Origin of the sequence: Streptomyces sp. NBC_00554, assembly GCF_041431135.1 — a bacterium.
Lineage (GTDB): Bacteria > Actinomycetota > Actinomycetes > Streptomycetales > Streptomycetaceae > Streptomyces.
On record NZ_CP107799.1, the window covers coordinates 4,450,266 to 4,469,179 of the forward strand.

An 18,914-nucleotide genomic window follows, 5' to 3' on the forward strand; every position below is an offset into this window, starting at 1 on the left:
GACTCCCACCCGGGGCCTTGGAAGCCCCACCCGACCCCTAACCCAAAGGTCCGTTTTGTCCGCCCAGCCCTCTCCACTATTCACCTTAGTAACGGACAAATCGCCTGTGGGTCATGTCACCGGGTGCCGCAATCCGGGACCACGGAAATGTGATGGGGGCCACGCGGCACGGGGTCATCGACGCTCAGCCATGAAACCTCGACCGGTTCGCCCACTCCCCCCAAAAGCCACTCACCCCTCGCCCAACACCCCGTAAAATCGGTCTACTTGCGCCATGCCTGAGAGGTCCGGGGGGATCATGACCGCCACTGCGCCGCGCACCACCAACGACCTTGACGGCATCGAACTCGCCGACGCCATCGCCTCCGTCCGCGACCAGCTCATGGAAGCCGCGACACGGGCATCGGGCCAGCCCGTGTCCTTCGAAGTCGGCCCCATCGAGATGGAGTTCACCCTCGAACTGCGCAAGGAGTCGACGGGCGGCGGCAAGGTCAAAGCCTGGGTCGTCGAGGCGGGAGCCGACACCTCACGCGCGACGGGGCGAACACACCGGGTCGCCTTCACCCTCACACCACGAGACGCGCGCACCAACGCCCCGTGGCAGGTCGGCAACGAGCGGCAGGGCAGCACCTCCGCATTCGGCCAGGTGCCCAACCCGCCCACGGCCCGATGAATCCGGCCTCCGGTCCGGCCGACCGGGCGGTGGTCGTACTGGGGGAGACGCAGGGCACCGGAGTCGCGCTCAACGGCCGCCTGGTCCTCACCTGCGCCCACGTCATCGGCGGCAGCACCACCGTTGAGATCGCCCACCCGGGCAGCCCGGAGCGGATCACCGCCAACGTCATCTGGCACCACCCCGGGCTGGACGCGGCCCTGCTGCGCGCGGACGCAGACCTTCCCTGGACCTCCCACGTCCGCATCGGCCACCTGGACACCACCCGACCGCTCCCGCAGTGCGAGATCATCGGCTACCCGGACATCCAGCGCCGGGGCCAGGAAGGTCACCTCGCCTCGGATCAGTACGCGGGCACGGTGCTGCCGGCCGCGGCCCGCCCCCGCTCCGTCCTCACCTTCGCCTTCGACCAGCCGCCCGCCGCCGAACTCCCCGACGGCCCTTCCCCGTTGGCGGGCCTGTCCGGGGCGCCCGTCTTCGCGGGCGACGTCCTGCTCGGCATCATCACGTCGATCCCCCGGGGCCGTGCCCACCTGCGCGCCGAGGGCACCCTGATCAGCGACCTGCCACGGATGCCGTACGACCTGCCGGAAAGCGAGCTGATCAGTCACCACCATCCGCTGGACCGCCAGTACGAGACGGAGTACGCGCAGGCCGTCGGCGCCGCCTACCGCAACACCAAGATCTTCGGCCTCGACGATCTCACTCGCCGCGAATCCGAATGGGACCTGGACACCGCGTATCTGAGCCTGGAGGCGGCGACCCGCATCTCCGAGGCCGAAGCACGCAACCTGAGCACCACGACGACACGGCAGCGGTCGTCCCGGACGGACCGCACCCCGCAGCGCGTCGACACACTTCTGTCCACCCGCCCCCGCGTCCTGCTGCGCGGTGACGCGGGCGCCGGCAAGACCACCCTGGTCTGGTGGCTGGCCGCCCACGCCGCCGCGGGCACCCACGGCCCCAGCCTGGCCGGGCTCAACGGCCTGGTACCCCTCGTCATCCCCCTGCGGACCCTGCGCGCCCATCGCGCCGACTTCCCGTCCCCGTCCCAACTCCCGCACGCCGCACGGCTGGTGATCGACAAGCCGCCGGACGGATGGGCGGGCCGAGTCCTGCACGCGGGACGCGCTCTGCTGCTCGTCGACGGACTCGACGAGGTCCCGCAGGCCGACCGCGACGAAGCCCACCTCTGGCTGTCCAGCCTGCTGCGGCGCTACCCGGGCACGCGCTGCGTCGCCACCGTACGACCGCACGCCGTCGAGCCCGACTGGCTGGAGTCGGAGCAGTTCGAGGAGTTGCGCCTCCTGCCGATGCGCGACGACGACATCCAGACGTTCATCAAGGCCTGGCACCGCGCCGCCCGCCTGAACGAGGACGACCACGAGCTGCTGCGCGAGCTGGAGAAGGACCTGTCCCAGCAGTTCCGCCACAACGCCGCCCTCAGCGACCTGGCCCGCACCCCGCTCCTGTGCGCGGTGATCTGCGCGCTCCACCGCCGTCTCCAAGGCTTTCTGCCGGAAACCCGCTTCAAGCTGTACCAGTCGGCCCTGGAGATGCTCCTCGGCAACCGCGACAAGCGCCGCCGGGTGGAAGCACCGGACGGCATCACCATGTCAGTCGAGGAACATCACCAGATCCTCCAGCGCATCGCGGTATGGCTGGTCCGCTGCGGCCAGTCCGAGTTCACCCGCGCCCAGGCCCGCCCCCAGCTGGAAGCCGCCCTGGCGGGCATGGAACGCGTACGTGGCCAGGGCACCGTTGAGGCGATCTTCACGCACCTCCTCAACCGCTCGGGTCTGCTCCAGGAACGTGCCGAGAACTCCTACCAGTTCATCCACCGCACCTTCCAGGACTACCTCGCCGCAAAGGAACTCGTCGAGAGCGGCTCCCTGAGAGAACTCGTCCGCAATGCCGACGACGAACTCTGGCAGGACGTCATCCTCATGGCGTCGGGCCATTGCCGCCGCGAAATCCGGGAGTTGCTCACCGGACTCCTCGCCAAGGCGGAAGCCCTGGCCTCTTCCGATCGCCTGCGCACCCAGCTCCTCGTACTCTCCGCCCTCTGTTCCGAGCACGCGGCATGGCTGGAGACGGATCTGCACGACCGCATCCGCGACCACATCACCGACCTCTTCTCGTCCTACACCTCCGGCAGCGCTGGGGTGGAGGGCGGCCAACTGGTCCGGCTGGGGCCCTACATCCTGCCGCTCCTGCCCCCGGCCGAGGAAATGGAGGCCGCTCAGCAATACGCGGTCGCAAACCTTGTGGGCAGAATCGGGGGATCCGAGGCCATTCCCTATGCGCGTCACTTCGCCGCCAATCCGCAAACGAGCCCTGCGGCGATCTACCGGCTCAACGGCATGTGGGACAACTTCCCGGCCGAGGAGTACGCGCGCGAGGTGCTCGCACACGTACATCGGCTGCCCGCTCGCCCCTTGCCCGTGACCACCAAAGAGCAGCTGTCCTTGCTGCACCTGTTGCCCGGCGCCAACAACCTCCGGCTCACCGGCCCCTTCTCCTCCAAGGAGATCCAGGCAGCGCGGCTCCCGGAGATCCAGATGCTGACCCTGCTCAGAATGCCGGTCCTGGAAGACCTGGCCTTCCTCGGCGATCAGACAGAGTCCCTCAGGATGCTGAGCCTGTCTTCCTGCCCATCGCTCACGGACATCTCGCTGCTGGCTCGGATGTCTGCTCTGAGCTCCATCGATCTCCAGCTCCAGCACCTCCCCGCCCAGGCACTGGAGTACGTACAAGCCGTCCCTGGTCTCAGGTCTCTGACGTTCACCGCCGCCCACCTCACCGCGGTCGACTCCATCCCCGTCCACCCGACCGTCACCCGTCTCGAACTCCACGTCGAACGACTGGTGGACACGACAGGCCTTGAGGCATGGGAGTCGCTGACCGACATCACCCTGCCCTTCCCGCTGTACCTCACCAGGTTCTGGGACTGCGTACGCGAGATGGACCGGATCACCCACGTCAGCACATCGGTTCACTCTCTGTCCGACCTGCGCCATTTGCGCCCGCTGCCCCGAGTCACAAACGTTTCGCTCACGGGGATCGTGGACTGGAGCGACACCGCCGTCCTGCCCTCGCTGTTCCCGGCACTCTCCTCCCTGTTGCTCGGCCTTCTTCCGAAGGGGCGCGGTGAGGTAGTGGATCTACGTCCACTGCACTCGCTGCCGGACCTCCAGCTGTCCCTCTCAAAGGCCTCCCCCGTGCGCGCCATCGGAGGCGAACGCTTCGGCATCGCGGCCGGCGTCACTGGGTGCTGACACACGAAAAAAAGGGGCCGCCCCAGGACCGAAGTCCCAGGGCAGCCCCTCCGTTCAGGCGAGCGCCGTAGCGCCTACGCCTCCTTGCTCAGGTTCGGGCCGGCGCCGCCGGCCGCCTGCTCGATCGGCGGGACGTCGGGGAGCGCGGACTTCTCCTCGCCCCGGAAGGTGAACTTCTTCGCGTCACCCTCGCCCTCCGTGTCGACGACCACGATCTGGCCGGGACGCAGTTCGCCGAAGAGGATCTTCTCGGAGAGCAGGTCCTCGATCTCGCGCTGGATCGTCCGGCGCAGCGGCCGGGCGCCCATGACGGGGTCGTAACCCTTCTTCGCGAGGAGCGACTTGGCGGTCGGGCTGAGCTCGAGGCCCATGTCCCGGTCCTTCAGCCGCTCGTCCACCTTGGCGACCATGAGGTCGACGATCTGGATGATGTCTTCCTCGGTGAGCTGGTGGAAGACCACCGTGTCGTCGACACGGTTCAGGAACTCGGGGCGGAAGTGCTGCTTCAGCTCCTCGTTGACCTTGGCCTTCATCCGGTCGTAGTTGGACTTGACGTCACCCACGGCAGCGAAGCCGAGGTTGAAGCCCTTGGAGATGTCCCGGGTGCCGAGGTTGGTCGTCATGATGATGACCGTGTTCTTGAAGTCCACGACCCGGCCCTGGGAGTCGGTCAGGCGACCGTCCTCCAGGATCTGGAGAAGCGAGTTGAAGATGTCCGGGTGAGCCTTTTCGACCTCGTCGAAGAGAACCACCGAGAACGGCTTCCGACGCACCTTCTCCGTCAGCTGGCCACCCTCTTCGTAGCCCACGTAACCGGGGGGCGAACCGAAGAGACGCGACACCGTGTGCTTCTCGCTGAACTCCGACATGTCGAGGGAGATCAGCGCGTCCTCGTCACCGAAGAGGAACTCGGCCAGGGTCTTGGAGAGTTCCGTCTTACCGACACCCGACGGGCCCGCGAAGATGAACGAACCACCGGGACGCTTCGGGTCCTTCAGACCCGCTCGCGTACGACGGATCGCCTGCGAGAGCGCCTTGATGGCGTCCTTCTGGCCGATGACCCGCTTGTGGAGCTCGTCCTCCATGCGCAGCAGACGCGAGGACTCCTCCTCGGTCAGCTTGAAGACCGGGATGCCGGTGGCGGTCGCGAGGACCTCGGCGATCAGCTCGCCGTCGACCTCGGCGACGACGTCCATGTCGCCGGCCTTCCACTCCTTCTCCCGCTTGGCCTTGGCGGCCAGGAGCTGCTTCTCCTTGTCGCGCAGCGAGGCGGCCTTCTCGAAGTCCTGCGAATCGATCGCGGACTCCTTGTCGCGGCGCACGCCCGCGATCTTCTCGTCGAACTCGCGGAGGTCCGGCGGAGCGGTCATCCGGCGGATACGCATCCGGGAGCCCGCCTCGTCGATCAGGTCGATCGCCTTGTCGGGGAGGAACCGGTCGGAGATGTAGCGGTCCGCGAGCGTCGCGGCCTGCACCAGGGCCTCGTCCGTGATGGAGACGCGGTGGTGGGCCTCGTAGCGGTCCCGCAGTCCCTTGAGGATCTCGATCGTGTGGGGGAGGGAAGGCTCCGCCACCTGGATCGGCTGGAAGCGGCGCTCGAGGGCCGCGTCCTTCTCGAGGTGCTTGCGGTACTCGTCCAGAGTCGTCGCACCGATGGTCTGCAGCTCGCCGCGGGCCAGCATCGGCTTCAGGATCGAAGCCGCGTCGATGGCGCCCTCGGCGGCACCCGCGCCGACCAGCGTGTGCAGCTCGTCGATGAACAGGATGATGTCGCCGCGGGTGCGGATCTCCTTGAGCACCTTCTTCAGGCGCTCCTCGAAGTCACCGCGGTAGCGGGAGCCGGCGACCAGCGCGCCGAGGTCCAGGGTGTAGAGGTGCTTGTCCTTGAGGGTCTCGGGCACCTCGCCCTTGACGATGGCCTGGGCGAGGCCCTCGACGACGGCGGTCTTGCCGACGCCGGGCTCACCGATCAGGACCGGGTTGTTCTTGGTGCGGCGGGACAGCACCTGCATGACCCGCTCGATCTCCTTCTCGCGCCCGATGACCGGGTCGAGCTTGGACTCACGAGCGGCCTGGGTGAGGTTCCGGCCGAACTGGTCGAGGACCAGGGACGTCGAGGGAGTGCCCTCGGCAGGACCGCCACTGGCGCCGGCGGTCTCCTTGCCCTGGTAGCCGGAGAGCAGCTGGATGACCTGCTGCCGCACCCGGTTGAGGTCTGCGCCCAGCTTGACCAGGACCTGGGCGGCGACGCCCTCGCCCTCACGGATCAGGCCGAGCAGGATGTGCTCCGTGCCGATGTAGTTGTGGCCCAGCTGAAGGGCCTCGCGGAGCGAGAGCTCCAGGACCTTCTTGGCACGGGGGGTGAAGGGGATGTGCCCGGACGGGGCCTGCTGACCCTGCCCGATGATCTCCTCCACCTGCTGGCGGACCGCCTCGAGCGAAATCCCGAGGCTCTCCAGGGCCTTAGCGGCGACACCCTCACCCTCGTGGATCAGGCCCAGGAGGATGTGCTCGGTGCCGATGTAGTTGTGGTTGAGCATCCGGGCTTCTTCCTGAGCCAGGACGACAACCCGCCGCGCGCGGTCGGTGAACCTCTCGAACATCGTTAATCGCTCCTCAGAGCGGTCAGGCAGTAAGGGGACGCTCCCCTCCCTGTCCTTCCGCAGCTTAGTCCCGCAAGCGGGGACCGCTCATTCCAACTGCCGACACCGTCCTTGGCCTCCTGACCCCGAACGCCGACATCTGCTCCAACCTGATGGTGCGAGACGATGTTCCCGCAGGCCAGGCAGATACCCTCTCCAGCTGTACGCCGATGGCGAACGTGAGATGCCCGAGCCATGCGTGTCGCCCCTCCCACTAGGGATGTCTTACCCGTACGCACTGACACTCCATGCCGCGCACGCCGGTTCCCTCCGCTACGGGCGAACACCCTCGCGCCGTCGATCACCCCCGCACGCCCCTTTTTCCCGCACTCTGTGCGTTCACCGGAACACCCAGCGTAACTCCGGAGCCTTTCCGGCGGTTGCTCCTGGCATGGTTCACACCGTCCCCCTCCCCCGTCGGCCGCTCGACGATCCGAGCGATGCGGTGCAGCAGTGGTACGAGAACGAACTGGGCTGGGCAACAGTGCCCGGGGCGCCGGTACGGCTCGCCACCGGCCTGCGCTTCGACGTCCTGGACGTGCCGGCGGAGGCGGGGTACACGGCGCTGCGGCACCTGGGCCCCGGGTCTCCGGTGGCACTGCACGGAGGGCGCCGCACGCGTGGGGAGCGGATGCGGTTCCTGGTGGCCGCGGGGAGCGCGGACGAGCTGCCGGGGCTGCTCGACTGGCTGGAGTGGGGGGCCCTCACGCTGGATCTCAGGGCGATCGGCGCGGGCGGGAGCATCGAGGCTCCACCGCCACCTGCTGTTCGACCGCCGGGAATGCCGGGGGATTCACCGGATCCGGGTTGTTCACAGAGGCCCGGTGCGCAAAAGGCCGATTCATGGGGGCCGGGCATGAAAGAGGCCGGTCCACGGGGGCCCGGCACACAAGAGGCCAGTCCACAGGGGGCCGCTGTCTGGCTGCGGCCCCCCGAGCCTGGCTGCGAGGTCGAACCCTCGCTGCCGACACTGTCGGCATTTTCGGCGCTGCCGGCATGGCCGGCCGTGGGGGGCGTTGGGGGCGCCCCCGACCTCGTACGACTCGTCGACACGTTGGCGACGCAATGCCACCGGGTACGGCTTCGGCGCGCGTGCGCTCAGCCGTTGGCCTTCTCGTAGGCCTCACGAATGGTCGCGGGAACTCGGCCACGGTCATTGACCTCGAAGCCGTTCTCCTTCGCCCACGCGCGGATCTGCGCGGTGTCCTGGCTGCCACCGGAAGCGACGCGGGCCTTTCCGCGTGCCCCCGAAGCGCGGCCTCCGGTACGGCGGCCACCCTTCACGTAGGGGTCGAGAAGGCCACGGAGCTTGTCCGCATTGGCGGTCGTGAGATCGATTTCGTACGTCTTGCCGTCCAACGCGAACGTCACGGTCTCGTCGGCCTCGCCACCGTCGAGGTCGTCGACAAGAAGGACCTGAACCTTCTGTGCCACCGGATTTCCTTTCATCGATAACTTCAGGGCCGAGGGACTACAGCGTCTGCCGCTGTTTCACGGCCCCTGTTATATGCAGTACTGCAGTACGTCGGAAAGCAAACCGCTTTTGCTGGAAAAACACAAACCCCTGGAGGAGACCGACAGGGCAGTGGTAGACCGGAAACGTGCGCGTTTCGGACATAGGGAACCTGGGCAGGGCGTTCAAACCGGAATAGTTGTCGGCGATCACAGATGCAGAAGCATCCGACTGTTGCCCAAGGTGTTCGGTTTCACTCGTTCGAGACCGAGGAACTCCGCCACGCCCTCGTCATAGGAACGCAGTAGCTCGGCGTAGACATCGGTGTCAACGGGTGTCTCGCCGATCTCCACGAAGCCGTGCTTCGCGAAGAAGTCCACTTCGAAGGTCAGACAGAAAACGCGACGAACGCCGAGCCAGCGGGCGGTCTGCAGCAACTTCTCCAGCAACTGATGACCGACACCGGCGCCCTTGACCGCGGGGTTCACGGCGAGAGTGCGGACTTCCGCGAGGTCTTCCCACATCACGTGCAGCGCACCGCAGCCGACGACCTCGGCGTTGTCGTCCCGTTCCGCGACCCAGAACTCCTGGATGTCCTCGTAAAGCGTCACCGTCGCTTTGTCGAGCAGGATGCGGCGCCGGACGTTCGCGTCAAGGAGCCGGCGCACGGCCGCGACATCGCTGGTCCTGGCCCGCCGGACGGTGATGGCTTTTGAGGCGGCTACGGGATGTTCTGACGGAGGCTTCGCCGGAAGCTCCGCGGGATGCTCTGCTGGCATGAGCGGACGCTATCGCCCGCTGTCGTCCCGCTCGGAGCCGGGGTTCTCGCCGGGCGACTTCTCCGCCTCCGGCGTTTCCGGTCCTTGCACCATACGTACGGCGTCGCGCAGCGCATGTCGCTGTTCCTCGCTCATCATGCCGAAGAACGCGACGAGAGCGGCCGCCGGGTTGTCGCTCTGCGACCAGGCGTCGTTCATCAACGCGGCCGCGTAGGCGGCACGTGTGGAGACCGCCTCATATCGATAGGCCCGGCCTTCGGCTTCGCGGCGCACCCAGCCCTTCTGATGGAGATTGTCCAAAACGGTCATCACCGTGGTGTAGGCGATGGACCGTTCCTGCTGAAGGTCTTCCAGGACTTCTCGAACGGTCACCGGGCGGTTCCACTTCCACACCCGCGTCATGACCGAGTCTTCGAGTTCTCCCAATGGGCGAGGCACAGCTCAGAACAATAGTGGGAGATCGGCAACAAAAAGGGCGTACGACTCGAAAAACGTATGAGTCGTACGCCGATGAGTTGTCCCGGTGTGGGCCGGGTGCTCAGTTCTCGGTGTCCCGGGAGGTCTGGCGGGCGCTCTCCGCACGCGCGAGGGCGGCGTCGACGACCCCGTCCTCCTTGGCCTTGTTGGCCCCGCCCTGGCTCTTCACGATCGTCACGATCAGCCCGATGAAGAACGCGGCCATCACTACGGGGGGCACGAGCGCGGAGACATAGTCCATGCCCCCCAGAGTAGCTACCCGGCCGCGAGCTGTTGAGGGGGGTTCGCCGGTGGTGGTGCGGGTTTGCGCTTCGGGGGGAAGACCTCGCCCGGGGTGGGGATGGGGCGCTCCGGGTGCGGGGTCTTGGCCGGGGGCCGTGGCTGTGGCTGGGCGGCCGGTTTGTCCGCGGGCTTCTTGGCGCCCTCCTCCGAGGCCAGGCCGCCGGGGAGGGCGAGGAGGCGGGTGCGGGACGGCGGGACGGCGCGGACGGACAGGCGGGCGCGTACATCCTGCTCGGCCAGCGTGCGGCAGCGGTCCAGGAGGGTGGCCGCGGCGGGGTTGCCGCGCAGGGCCCGGAGCGCGGCGAGATCGTCGGGGTTCGGGCGGTAGCCGTTGCCGAGCGCCTCCTCCAGGAGCAGGAGGTAGCCGGCCGCTGTGCCGGGCAGCGCGGCCCGGTAGCGGGCGAGGTCGGCCACCAGGAAGGCCCGGAGCCTGACTCCCTCGCGGGCCGCCTCGTCGACGGACTCTGCGAGTCGGAGGCAGTCCTGGAGGTCCTCGGCCGAGACGGGGCTGGGGTGAAGGGCGAGGGCGAGAGCGCGACGGAGCACACGCAGCTCCTCCGCACCGAACGCCATGCCGCCGCGGGATCCGTATGGCGTGGGCATGCGGCGACGATACGCGCTAATCAGACAAAACGCGCATAAGGCGTGGGTGCGGCGCGCCTCCCCTGGCCGGGGCTGCAGTCTTCAGCCCGGGCCGGGGGAAATCTTTCCGCCCGTCCGGCGTTTGAGGACGAGGCGGCGCCCATCCCGATCCCCCACCCACCCGCGGGGGCGGCCGTTTCAGCCCGTCCGGCGTTTGAGGACGAGCGCGTCAGCGCGATGCGGGGGTCTGGGGGCGGCAGCCCCCAGGAACGGGACGGGCAGGGGCGGAGGGGGCGAAAAACCCGACAGCGGCTCAGCCGCAGGCACTACGTACGCGACACGTTCCGCTCGTACACCAGCCGCAGCCCGATCAGCGTCAGCCACGGCTCGTGCTCGTCGATGACCGACGCCTCGCCGAGCACCATCGGCGCCAGGCCGCCCGTGGCGATGACGGTGACGTCGTCGGGATCGTCGGCGAGTTCGCGGGCCATGCGGTTGACGACACCGTCGACCTGGCCGGCGAAGCCGTAGATGATGCCCGACTGCATGGCCTCGACGGTGTTCTTGCCGATGACGGTCCGCGGGCGGGCGATCTCGATCTTGCGGAGCTGAGCGCCCTTGACGCCGAGGGCCTCGACCGAGATCTCGATGCCCGGAGCGATCACACCACCCGCATACTCGCCGCGCGCGGACACCGCGTCGAACGTCGTCGCCGTACCGAAGTCCACGACGATCGCCGGGCCCCCGTAGAGCTCGACCGCCGCCACCGCGTTGATGATGCGGTCGGCGCCGACCTCCTTGGGGTTGTCCATCAGGATCGGGACGCCGGTCTTGATGCCGGGTTCGACCAGCACGGCGGGCACGTCTCCGTAGTAGCGGCGCGTCACCTCGCGCAGCTCGTGCAGGACGGACGGGACCGTGGAACAGATGGCGATGCCGTCGATGCCGTCGCCGAGTTCCTCGCCGAGCAGCGGGTGCATGCCCATCAGGCCCTGGAGGAGCACGGCGAGCTCGTCGGCGGTGCGGCGGGCGTCCGTGGAGATGCGCCAGTGCTCGACGATCTCCTCCCCGTCGAAGAGGCCGAGGACGGTGTGTGTGTTGCCGACGTCGATCGTGAGCAGCATGGGTCCTACGCCGCCTCGTCCGTCGAGGCCTCGCGCAGGTCCAGGCCGATGTCCAGGATCGGCGAGGAGTGCGTGAGTGCGCCCACCGCCAGGAAGTCGACGCCGGTCTTGGCATACGCCTCGGCGTTGCCCAGGGTGAGGCGGCCGGAGGCCTCCAGGAGCGCGCGACCGCCGACGAGCGCGACGGCCTCCTCGCACTCGACGGGGGTGAAGTTGTCCAGAAGGATCAGGTCGGCGCCCGAGTCCAGGACCTCGCGGAGCTGGTGCAGGGTGTCGACCTCGACCTCGATCGGCACGTCCGGGAAGGCCTCGCGTACGGCCTTGAAGGCCTGTGCGACGCCGCCCGCCGCGACCACGTGGTTGTCCTTGACGAGTGCCGCGTCCGAGAGGGACATGCGGTGGTTGACGCCACCGCCGCAGCGCACCGCGAACTTCTCCAGGGAGCGCAGGCCCGGCGTCGTCTTGCGGGTGTCCCGCACGCGGGCCTTGGTGCCCTCCAGAGCGTCCGCCCACGCGCGCGTGGCGGTCGCGATGCCGGACAGGCGGCACAGGAGGTTCAACGCGCTGCGCTCGGCCGTCAGGAGGTCACGGGTGAGCGTGGTGACGGTCAGGAGCTTCTGGCCCGCCTCCACCCGGTCGCCGTCCTCGACGTGCCGCTCGACCGAGAACTCGTCCGTGCAGACCACGGAGATGACCGCCTCGGCCACCCGCAGGCCCGCGACCACACCGGCGTCGCGGGCGGTGAAGTCGGCGCTGGAGACGGCGTCCTCGGGGACGGTCGCCACGGTCGTCACGTCCACGCCGTGGTCGAGGTCCTCCTGGATGGCCACGTTCGCGATGTCCTCGACCTCCAGGGGGTCGAGTCCCGACTCGGCGAGGAGCTGGGCGAGCGCGGGGTCGAGGCCGCACTCCAGGTAGGTCTCGTCCGCGTCGGCGCCGCAGCCGCAGCCGTCGCCGCAGCCGCCGCTCTGGACGAGGGGAAGGTCGGGGGTGCTCACTTCGGTCACTGCTCCTGGGGACGGGGCTGACGGTCCTGGCGGTTCTGCCGGGTCGGGGGGAAGTCTGCGGTGTCTGTGGTGTGTACGGCGAGCGTCCGGTCGGGATTCAGCCGTACGACGATGTGGCGGCGCCAGTCCGTGTCGTCCCGGTCGGCGTGGTCCTCGCGCCAGTGGCAGCCGCGGGTCTCCTCGCGGAGATGGGCGGCGGTGACGAGGACCCGGGCCACGCACAGGAGGTTGGTGGCCTCCCAGGTGTCGACGCCGGGCTCGGCGGTCTTGCCGTTCTCGTCGAGGGCGTCGCGGGCGTCGGTGTGCAGCCGCTGGAGCCGCTCGGCAGCGGTGGCGAGGGACGCGGCCGAGCGCAGGACGCCCGCGCCGTCCGTCATGATCCGCTGGATCGCGAACCGGGCCTCCGGGGCGAGCAGCGGGTGGGCGGGCTTCTCGGGGTGCGGGACCGGTTCGGGCACGCGCGCGTGGAGGCGGTTCTCCTCGTGGCGGCTCGCTATGTCCGCCGCGATGCGCTCGGCGTAGACCAGGCCCTCCAGGAGGGAGTTGGAGGCGAGCCGGTTCGCGCCGTGCACGCCGGTGCAGGCGACCTCGCCGCACGCGTAGAGGCCCGGCACCGTGGTGCGGCCCCGGGCGTCCGTGCGGACGCCTCCGGAGGCGTAGTGGGCGGCCGGGGCCACCGGCACGGGCTCGGTCACCGGGTCGATGCCGTGGGCGCGGCAGGCGGCCAGGATCGTCGGGAAGCGGTGCTCCCACATGTCGGTGCCGAAGTGCCGGGCGTCGAGGAACATGTGCTCGGCGTCCTGCTCCTGCATGCGGCGCATGATGCCCTTGGCGACGATGTCCCGGGGCGCCAGCTCGGCCAGTTCGTGCTGGCCCACCATGAAGCGCACGCCGTCCGCGTCGACCAGGTGGGCGCCCTCGCCGCGTACCGCCTCGGAGACGAGCGGCTGCTGGCCCTCCGCGTCCGCGCCCAGGAAGAGCACCGTCGGGTGGAACTGCACGAATTCGAGGTCGGAGACTTCGGCACCGGCGCGCAGGGCCAGCGCCACGCCGTCCCCCGTCGACACGGACGGGTTGGTGGTCGCCGAGAAGACCTGGCCCATGCCGCCGGTCGCGAGGACCACGGTGGGGGCGTGCACGGCGCCCACGCCGTCGTGCTGGCCCTCTCCCATGACGTGCAGGGTCACGCCCGCGGTGCGGCCGTCGGCGTCCGTGAGGAGGTCCAGGACGAGCGCGTTCTCGACCGTACGCAGGCCACGCGCGCGTACCGCCTCGACGAGCGCCCGGGAGATTTCGGCGCCGGTCGCGTCGCCGCCGGCGTGCGCGATACGGCGGCGGTGGTGACCGCCCTCGCGGGTGAGCTCCAGGTCGCCCGCGGCGGACTCGTCGAAGTGGGCGCCGGTCGCGATGAGGCGGCGTACGGCGTCGGGGCCCTCGGTGACGAGGATGCGTACGGCCTCCTCGTCGCACAGGCCCGCGCCCGCCACCAGGGTGTCGTCGAGGTGCTGCTCGGGGGTGTCGCCCTCGCCGAGGGCCGCGGCGATGCCGCCCTGCGCCCAGCGCGTGGAGCCGTCGTCCAGGCGGGCCTTGGTGACGACGACGGTCCGCAGCCCTGCCGCTTCGCAGCGGAGCGCGGCGGTCAGGCCCGCGACGCCGGAGCCGACGACCACGACGTCGGCGGTGAGGGCCCAGCCGGGGGCCGGGGCGTGCAGTCGTATGCCGGTACCGGTGCTCGTACCTGCACCTGTACCCGTACCTGTGCCTTTGCCGGTCACGGGGCGGCTCCGAAGATGAGGGGGATGTTGTCGATCAGGCGGGTCGTCCCGACCCGGGCGGCGACGGCGAGGACCGCCTCGCCGGTGAAGTCCTCGCCGACCTCGGTGAAGTCGGACGGATCGACCAGTGCCAGGTAGTCCAGGGCCAGCGGCGGCTGCAGGCGCGCCGCCTCGTCGAGGACGAGCCGGGCTGCGGCGCGGACGCCGGCGGGACCGCCGGGGACGGACTTCGCGACCGCGTGCGCGTCGGCCGCCGCGCGGGACTCGCCGATCGCGCTGAGGGCCTCGGCACGCGCACGCGTGGCGGGTACTTCGCGGGCACGGGCGCGCAGGGCCTCCTGGGCGGCGTGCCGGTCGCGGCCGGCGAACAGCGCCCCCGAGAGCGCGAGCGCGGTGCGCCGCTCCTGGGGCGAGAGGTAGCGGTTGCGGCTGGAGAGGGCGAGCCCGTCCTCCTCGCGGACGGTGGGTACGCCGACGATCTCCACGCCGAAGTTCAGGTCGCGCGCCATGCGCCGGATCAGCGCCAGCTGCTGGGCATCCTTCTGCCCGAACAGCGCCACGTCGGGCCGGGTGAGGTGCAGCAGCTTGGCGACGACGGTGAGCATGCCGTCGAAGTGCCCGGGGCGGGTGGCTCCTTCGAGGCGCCCGCCCATGGGGCCCGCGCTGATGCGGACCTGGGGTTCGCCGCCCGGGTAGACCTCGTCCACGGAGGGGGCGAACACGGCGTCCGCGCCCGCCTCTTCGGCGATCTTGAGGTCGGCGTCGAGGGTGCGCGGATAGCGGTCGAGGTCCTCGCCCTTGCCGAACTGGAGGGGGTTCACAAAGACGGTGACGACCACTTCGCCCTCCGCGCCGGCGATCTCGCGGGCGGTGCGGATCAGCGTGGCGTGGCCCTCGTGCAGGGCGCCCATGGTCATGACGACGGCTCGAAGGCCGTTCCGTACGCGCGCGTGCAGCTCGTCGGCGGTGCGCAGGAGGGCGGTGGTCATCGGTCGCTCCCGTCGTCCGGCATCGCGCCGTTGGCGAGTACGCCCAGGAGGTCCTCGGCGAGTTCCGGCTTGAGCAGCCCGTGCGCGAGCGCGCGGTCGGCGGTCGCGCGGGCCATCGCGAGGTAGCCGGCGACGGTCCCCGGGGCGTGTTTGCGCAGCTCCGCGACGTGCGCGGCGACCGTGCCCGCGTCCCCGCGCGCGACGGGCCCGGTGAGGGCCGCGTCGCCCGACCTGAGGGCGTTGTCCAGGGCGGCGCCGAGGAGCGGACCCAGCATCCGGTCGGGGGCCTCCACGCCCGCGGCGCGCAGCAGTTCCATGGACTCGGCGACCAGGGTCACCAGGTGGTTGGCGCCGAGCGCGAGGGCCGCGTGGTAGAGCGGCCGGTTCTCCTCGGCGATCCACTCGGGTTCGCCGCCCATCTCGATGACCAGGGCCTCGGCGGCGAGCCGCAGCTCCTGGGGCGCGGTGACTCCGAAGGAGCAGCCGACGAGCCGCTGTACGTCCACGGCGGTGCCGGTGAACGTCATCGCGGGGTGCAGCGCGAGCGGCAGCGCGCCCGCCCTGAGCGCCGGGTCGAGCACGCGCGCGCCGTACCGTCCCGAGGTGTGCACGAGCAGCTGCCCGGGGCGCACGGCCCCGGTCTCGGCGAGCCCCTCCACGAGGCCCGGCAGGGCGTCGTCCGGGACGGTCAGCAGCACCAGATCCGAGCGCTCCATGACCTGGGCCGGGGTCACCAGCGGCACGTCGGGCAGCAGCTGCGCGGCCCGCCGTACGGAGGCGTCGGAGACGCCGGAGACGGCCACCGGCCGGTGCCCGGCGAGCTGGAGAGCCGCGGCGAGGGCAGGGCCCACCCGGCCCGCGCCGACGACGCCGACGGTGAGCCGCGCGGGGCGGTCCCTGGGATCCGGCTGTTGGAATGTACTCACTCGACGGCGGCCTTCCCGTTCCAGTCCGCTCTGGGTACCGGACGATGTACCGAACGATTTCTCGTCATGTTAACGCGATTGGTTCCAGGGCCGTTTTCGTTGTCCACAGGCTGTGGGTTTCCGCAGGTCGCGGGGCGCGGAAACCGGGGTGCCACAGCGAACGGGCACGCGGCATCATCCAGGGATGAGCGATACGGCGGAAGAGGCGGCCGGGCAGGCCCCGGAGGAGACGGCCGAGCGGAAGCGGGAGCGGCGCGTTGCCGCCTGGCGGGCCGCGCGGAGGGTGTTGTGGCGCCCCAGCTACCAGAACACGGTCCGCGACCGGCTGGCGTGGCTGAACGACGGGGCCGAGGGCGTGTACGACCTCGACCAGCCGGTCGACATGTACGGCGACCGGCTGGTGGAGACCCTGGAGGAGCGGGTCGCGGGCCTGCTCGGCAAGGAGGCCGCCGTCTTCTTCCCCACCGGCACCATGGCCCAGCAGATCGCCCTGCGCTGCTGGGCGGGCCGCACCGGGAACCCGACCGTCGCGATGCATCCGCTCGGCCATCCAGAGGTCCATGAGCGGCATGCGTTCAGCCAGGTCAGCGGCCTGCGCCCGGTCCATGTGACGGACGAACCCCGGCTGCCGACCGCCGAGGAGATAAGCGACCTCCCGGAGCCCTTCGGCGCGCTGATGCTCGAACTGCCGCTCAGGGACGCCGGTTTCCTGCTGCCCTCCTGGGAGGAGCTTTCCGAGTCCGTCGAAGCCGCGCGGGAACGTGACGCGGTGGTGCACTTCGACGGGGCCCGGCTCTGGGAGTGCACCACGCACTTCGGCCGCCCCCTGGACGAGATCGCGGGCCTCGCAGACAGCGTCTACGTGTCGTTCTACAAGTCGCTCGGCGGGTTCGGCGGAGCGGCGGTCGCGGGCCCGCAGACACTGATCGACGAGGCGAAGACCTGGCGGCACCGGTACGGCGGCATGGTCCTCCAGCAGTTCCCGACCGTCCTGGCGGCGCTGATCGGTCTGGAGCGGGAGCTGCCCCGGCTGCCGGAATACGTGGCCCACGCGCGCGTGGTCGCCGCCGCCCTGCACGAGGGGTTCACGGAGGCCGGGGTCCCCTGGGTACGCGTCCACCCCGAGGTACCGCACACCCACCAGTTCCAGATCTGGCTGCCGTACGACCCCGACGTCCTCGGGGACACCGGGCTGCGGCAGACCGAGGAGACGAAGACCGGCCTGTTCGCGCAGGGCTGGGTGCGTGGCGGCCCGGGACTGGCGTACACCGAGGTCACGGTGGCGGGGCCCGGCCTGGAGTGGACGGCGGAGGACGTCAAGGCGGCCGTACGGGACTTCGTGGAGCGGTTGCCCCACTGACCGCCTCCCCCGCCGCGGGTCAGCAGCCGGCGTGCAGCCACCGGCCCAGGGCTTCCCGTATCCGGCCGTGGGCCGGGCGCTCCGCCACGACCGCGCGGAACCGCCGGTAGTCGCGCAGTTCGCGTACGGCCTGCCAGTCGTGCGTGCCCGGTGCCGGAGGGGCGGGCTCGCCATGCTGCCGGGCCCGGTAGGTGTCGAGGAGGTACTGCTGGGTGATGCTCATGGCGGATCGCCTCTCGGGACGGGGAATGGGATCCGTAGGCCCCGCGCGGTGTGCCCCGGTCATCCCAGCCTGCGCCTGCTCACGCCGTACGTCGCCTCGATTGACGGGCGTGGTCAATCGACGACGGCGTTGTCAGTGGCCGGGTGCACCATGAGGTCATGAGCGTGCACATCGACATCACCGGGCTGCGGCGGGAGGACATCGCCGTCGTGCCGTCGCCGCTGGCCGAGCTCGGGATGGCGCTGCACGCCCTGTCCGAGCCGGGGCACCATCCCGGGCTGCAGGGCTGGGCGACGGGGGTGACCGCACGGCTCGAGCCCGATCTCGCGGACCGGATGTGCGAGGCGGAATTCCTGTGGCGGACGACGTTCTCGGACCTGTTCCTGCCCGCCGCGGGGATTCCGGGCGGGACCACGCTGCCGGGCGCGACGCTCGCCGAGGACCTGGATCTGCTGGACAAGCTGACGGACGAGCAGTTCGTGGACGCCGCCCTGGAGTTCACATGTGCGCTGGCGTACGACTCGCACGGACCCGACGCGCTCTCCGACCCGGAGGTGCGCCGCCGCGCGGTGGACCTGGCCGCCTCGCGCGGGCCGCAGCAGGTGCAGTTCACCATGCGGCTGCTCGACGATCCACCGAGCGTCAGGGCCTGGCTGAGGCGGTTCCTGGAGGACTGTGACGAGGCCTTCTTCGCCGAGGCCTGGTCCCGCCTGCGCCACCAGCTCGCGGCGGACGGCCGACACAAGACGGACCTGCTCCGGCACAAGAACCTGGCCGCGGCGCTGGCCTCCGTGTCCCCCGCGCTGGCGCTGGACGAGGCGGCCGGGCGGCTCACCGTCGACAAACTGTCCGAGGGCCGCACGGTCACCGCGGACGGCGGCCTCCTGCTCGTGCCCACCAGTCTCGGCTGGCCGCATCTGCTGGTGCTGCACCGATACCGATGGCAGCCGGTGCTGCACTACCCGATCAGCTCGCCCGAGCTCGCCGCCCCGCCCTCGGTCGAGCAGCTGACCCTGCGGATGACCGCGCTCTCCCACCCGGTCCGGATGCGGATCTGCCGCCACCTGGCCCGCAGTGCGTACACCACGGGCGAGCTGGCGCAGGTGCACGGGATGAGCGCTCCCGAGATATCCCGGCACCTGAGCGTGCTCAAGAAGGCGGGCTTGATCACCACGCGGCGCCGGGGCCGGTATGTACTGCACCAACTGGACGTCACTGTGGTGGCCCGGCTGGGGAGCGACTTCTTGGAGGGGATCCTGCGCTGAGCGCTTCGCTGGAATTCCGGTGCGTCGTCTGCGGGTCCGTCGTGGCTGGTCGCGCCCACGCGGCGGAGCCGCATATGTC

At 70.1% G+C, this 18,914-nt stretch carries 17 protein-coding genes; 5 read left to right on the plus strand and 12 right to left on the minus strand.

Annotation, left to right across the window (positions count from 1 at the left end; all coding sequences use genetic code 11):
* Positions 1-298: 298 nt before the first annotated feature.
* Together OG266_RS19365 and OG266_RS19370 are read left to right on the plus strand one after the other, a co-directional pair.
* On the plus strand, positions 299-673 hold the full coding sequence (locus OG266_RS19365; RefSeq protein WP_371547292.1) for a trypco2 family protein: 375 nt from the start codon (positions 299-301) through the stop codon (positions 671-673).
* Entirely contained in the window at positions 670-3,951 is a 3,282-nt protein-coding gene (locus OG266_RS19370; RefSeq protein ID WP_371547293.1) for an NACHT domain-containing protein, read from the plus strand. The genes OG266_RS19365 and OG266_RS19370 overlap by 4 nt, the downstream gene beginning before the upstream one ends.
* A gap of 74 nt (positions 3,952-4,025) precedes the next feature.
* Here OG266_RS19370 and OG266_RS19375 read toward each other — a convergent pair whose 3' ends face one another.
* Positions 4,026-6,554, minus strand: a complete 2,529-nt coding sequence (locus OG266_RS19375; RefSeq protein WP_266456974.1) for an ATP-dependent Clp protease ATP-binding subunit — start codon at positions 6,552-6,554, stop codon at positions 4,026-4,028.
* 430 nt (positions 6,555-6,984) lie between these two features.
* Here OG266_RS19375 and OG266_RS19380 point away from each other — a divergent pair, with 430 nt between their 5' ends.
* Positions 6,985-7,713: an SCO3374 family protein gene (locus tag OG266_RS19380; protein ID WP_371547296.1), complete on the plus strand. Its 729-nt coding sequence runs from the start codon at positions 6,985-6,987 to the stop codon at positions 7,711-7,713.
* On the opposite strand, the gene OG266_RS19385 is transcribed toward OG266_RS19380, so the two are convergent.
* The 10 genes from OG266_RS19385 to OG266_RS19430 all read right to left on the minus strand — a co-directional run bounded on the left by OG266_RS19385 (position 7,692) and on the right by OG266_RS19430 (position 15,987).
* Complete coding sequence (locus tag OG266_RS19385; protein WP_266456980.1) at positions 7,692-8,027, minus strand: Lsr2 family protein; 336 nt, start codon at positions 8,025-8,027, stop codon at positions 7,692-7,694. The genes OG266_RS19380 and OG266_RS19385 overlap by 22 nt on opposite strands.
* Before the next feature lie 228 nt (positions 8,028-8,255).
* Positions 8,256-8,825: an amino-acid N-acetyltransferase gene (locus OG266_RS19390; RefSeq protein ID WP_266456983.1), complete on the minus strand. Its 570-nt coding sequence runs from the start codon at positions 8,823-8,825 to the stop codon at positions 8,256-8,258.
* Positions 8,826-8,834: 9 nt separating this feature from the next.
* A complete protein-coding gene (locus OG266_RS19395) occupies positions 8,835-9,227 on the minus strand; it encodes a BlaI/MecI/CopY family transcriptional regulator (protein WP_266456986.1) in 393 nt (130 codons plus the stop codon).
* 136 nt (positions 9,228-9,363) lie between these two features.
* Positions 9,364-9,543: a hypothetical protein gene (locus tag OG266_RS19400; protein WP_266456989.1), complete on the minus strand. Its 180-nt coding sequence runs from the start codon at positions 9,541-9,543 to the stop codon at positions 9,364-9,366.
* A gap of 14 nt (positions 9,544-9,557) precedes the next feature.
* A complete protein-coding gene (locus OG266_RS19405) occupies positions 9,558-10,157 on the minus strand; it encodes a hypothetical protein (RefSeq protein ID WP_371552869.1) in 600 nt (199 codons plus the stop codon).
* A gap of 335 nt (positions 10,158-10,492) precedes the next feature.
* Positions 10,493-11,290, minus strand: coding sequence for a type III pantothenate kinase (locus OG266_RS19410; protein WP_266456992.1), 798 nt, complete (start codon positions 11,288-11,290; stop codon positions 10,493-10,495).
* A gap of 5 nt (positions 11,291-11,295) precedes the next feature.
* Positions 11,296-12,288 carry a carboxylating nicotinate-nucleotide diphosphorylase gene (nadC, locus tag OG266_RS19415; RefSeq protein ID WP_266463908.1) on the minus strand — a complete coding sequence of 331 codons (993 nt, stop codon included), beginning with the start codon at positions 12,286-12,288 and terminating at the stop codon, positions 11,296-11,298.
* A 5-nt stretch (positions 12,289-12,293) separates the two neighbouring features.
* On the minus strand, positions 12,294-14,072 hold the full coding sequence (locus OG266_RS19420; RefSeq protein WP_266457002.1) for an L-aspartate oxidase: 1,779 nt from the start codon (positions 14,070-14,072) through the stop codon (positions 12,294-12,296).
* Positions 14,069-15,061: a pantoate--beta-alanine ligase gene (panC, locus tag OG266_RS19425; RefSeq protein ID WP_371547299.1), complete on the minus strand. Its 993-nt coding sequence runs from the start codon at positions 15,059-15,061 to the stop codon at positions 14,069-14,071. Before panC ends, OG266_RS19420 begins: the two co-directional genes overlap by 4 nt.
* Positions 15,058-15,987, minus strand: a complete 930-nt coding sequence (locus tag OG266_RS19430) for a DUF2520 domain-containing protein (RefSeq protein ID WP_326721509.1) — start codon at positions 15,985-15,987, stop codon at positions 15,058-15,060. The genes panC and OG266_RS19430 overlap by 4 nt, the downstream gene beginning before the upstream one ends.
* Positions 15,988-16,171: 184 nt before the next feature.
* On the opposite strand from OG266_RS19430, the gene OG266_RS19435 reads away from it, so the two are divergent.
* The gene (locus OG266_RS19435; RefSeq protein WP_371547302.1) at positions 16,172-17,347 is read left to right on the plus strand and encodes a low specificity L-threonine aldolase; all 1,176 of its coding nucleotides are present in this window, start codon (positions 16,172-16,174) and stop codon (positions 17,345-17,347) included.
* 19 nt (positions 17,348-17,366) lie between these two features.
* On the opposite strand, the gene OG266_RS19440 is transcribed toward OG266_RS19435, so the two are convergent.
* On the minus strand, positions 17,367-17,570 hold the full coding sequence (locus OG266_RS19440) for a hypothetical protein (protein ID WP_266457016.1): 204 nt from the start codon (positions 17,568-17,570) through the stop codon (positions 17,367-17,369).
* Between the two features lie 158 nt (positions 17,571-17,728).
* On the opposite strand from OG266_RS19440, the gene OG266_RS19445 reads away from it, so the two are divergent.
* Positions 17,729-18,835, plus strand: coding sequence for a DUF5937 family protein (locus tag OG266_RS19445; RefSeq protein ID WP_371547304.1), 1,107 nt, complete (start codon positions 17,729-17,731; stop codon positions 18,833-18,835).
* Positions 18,836-18,914 lie beyond the last annotated feature (79 nt).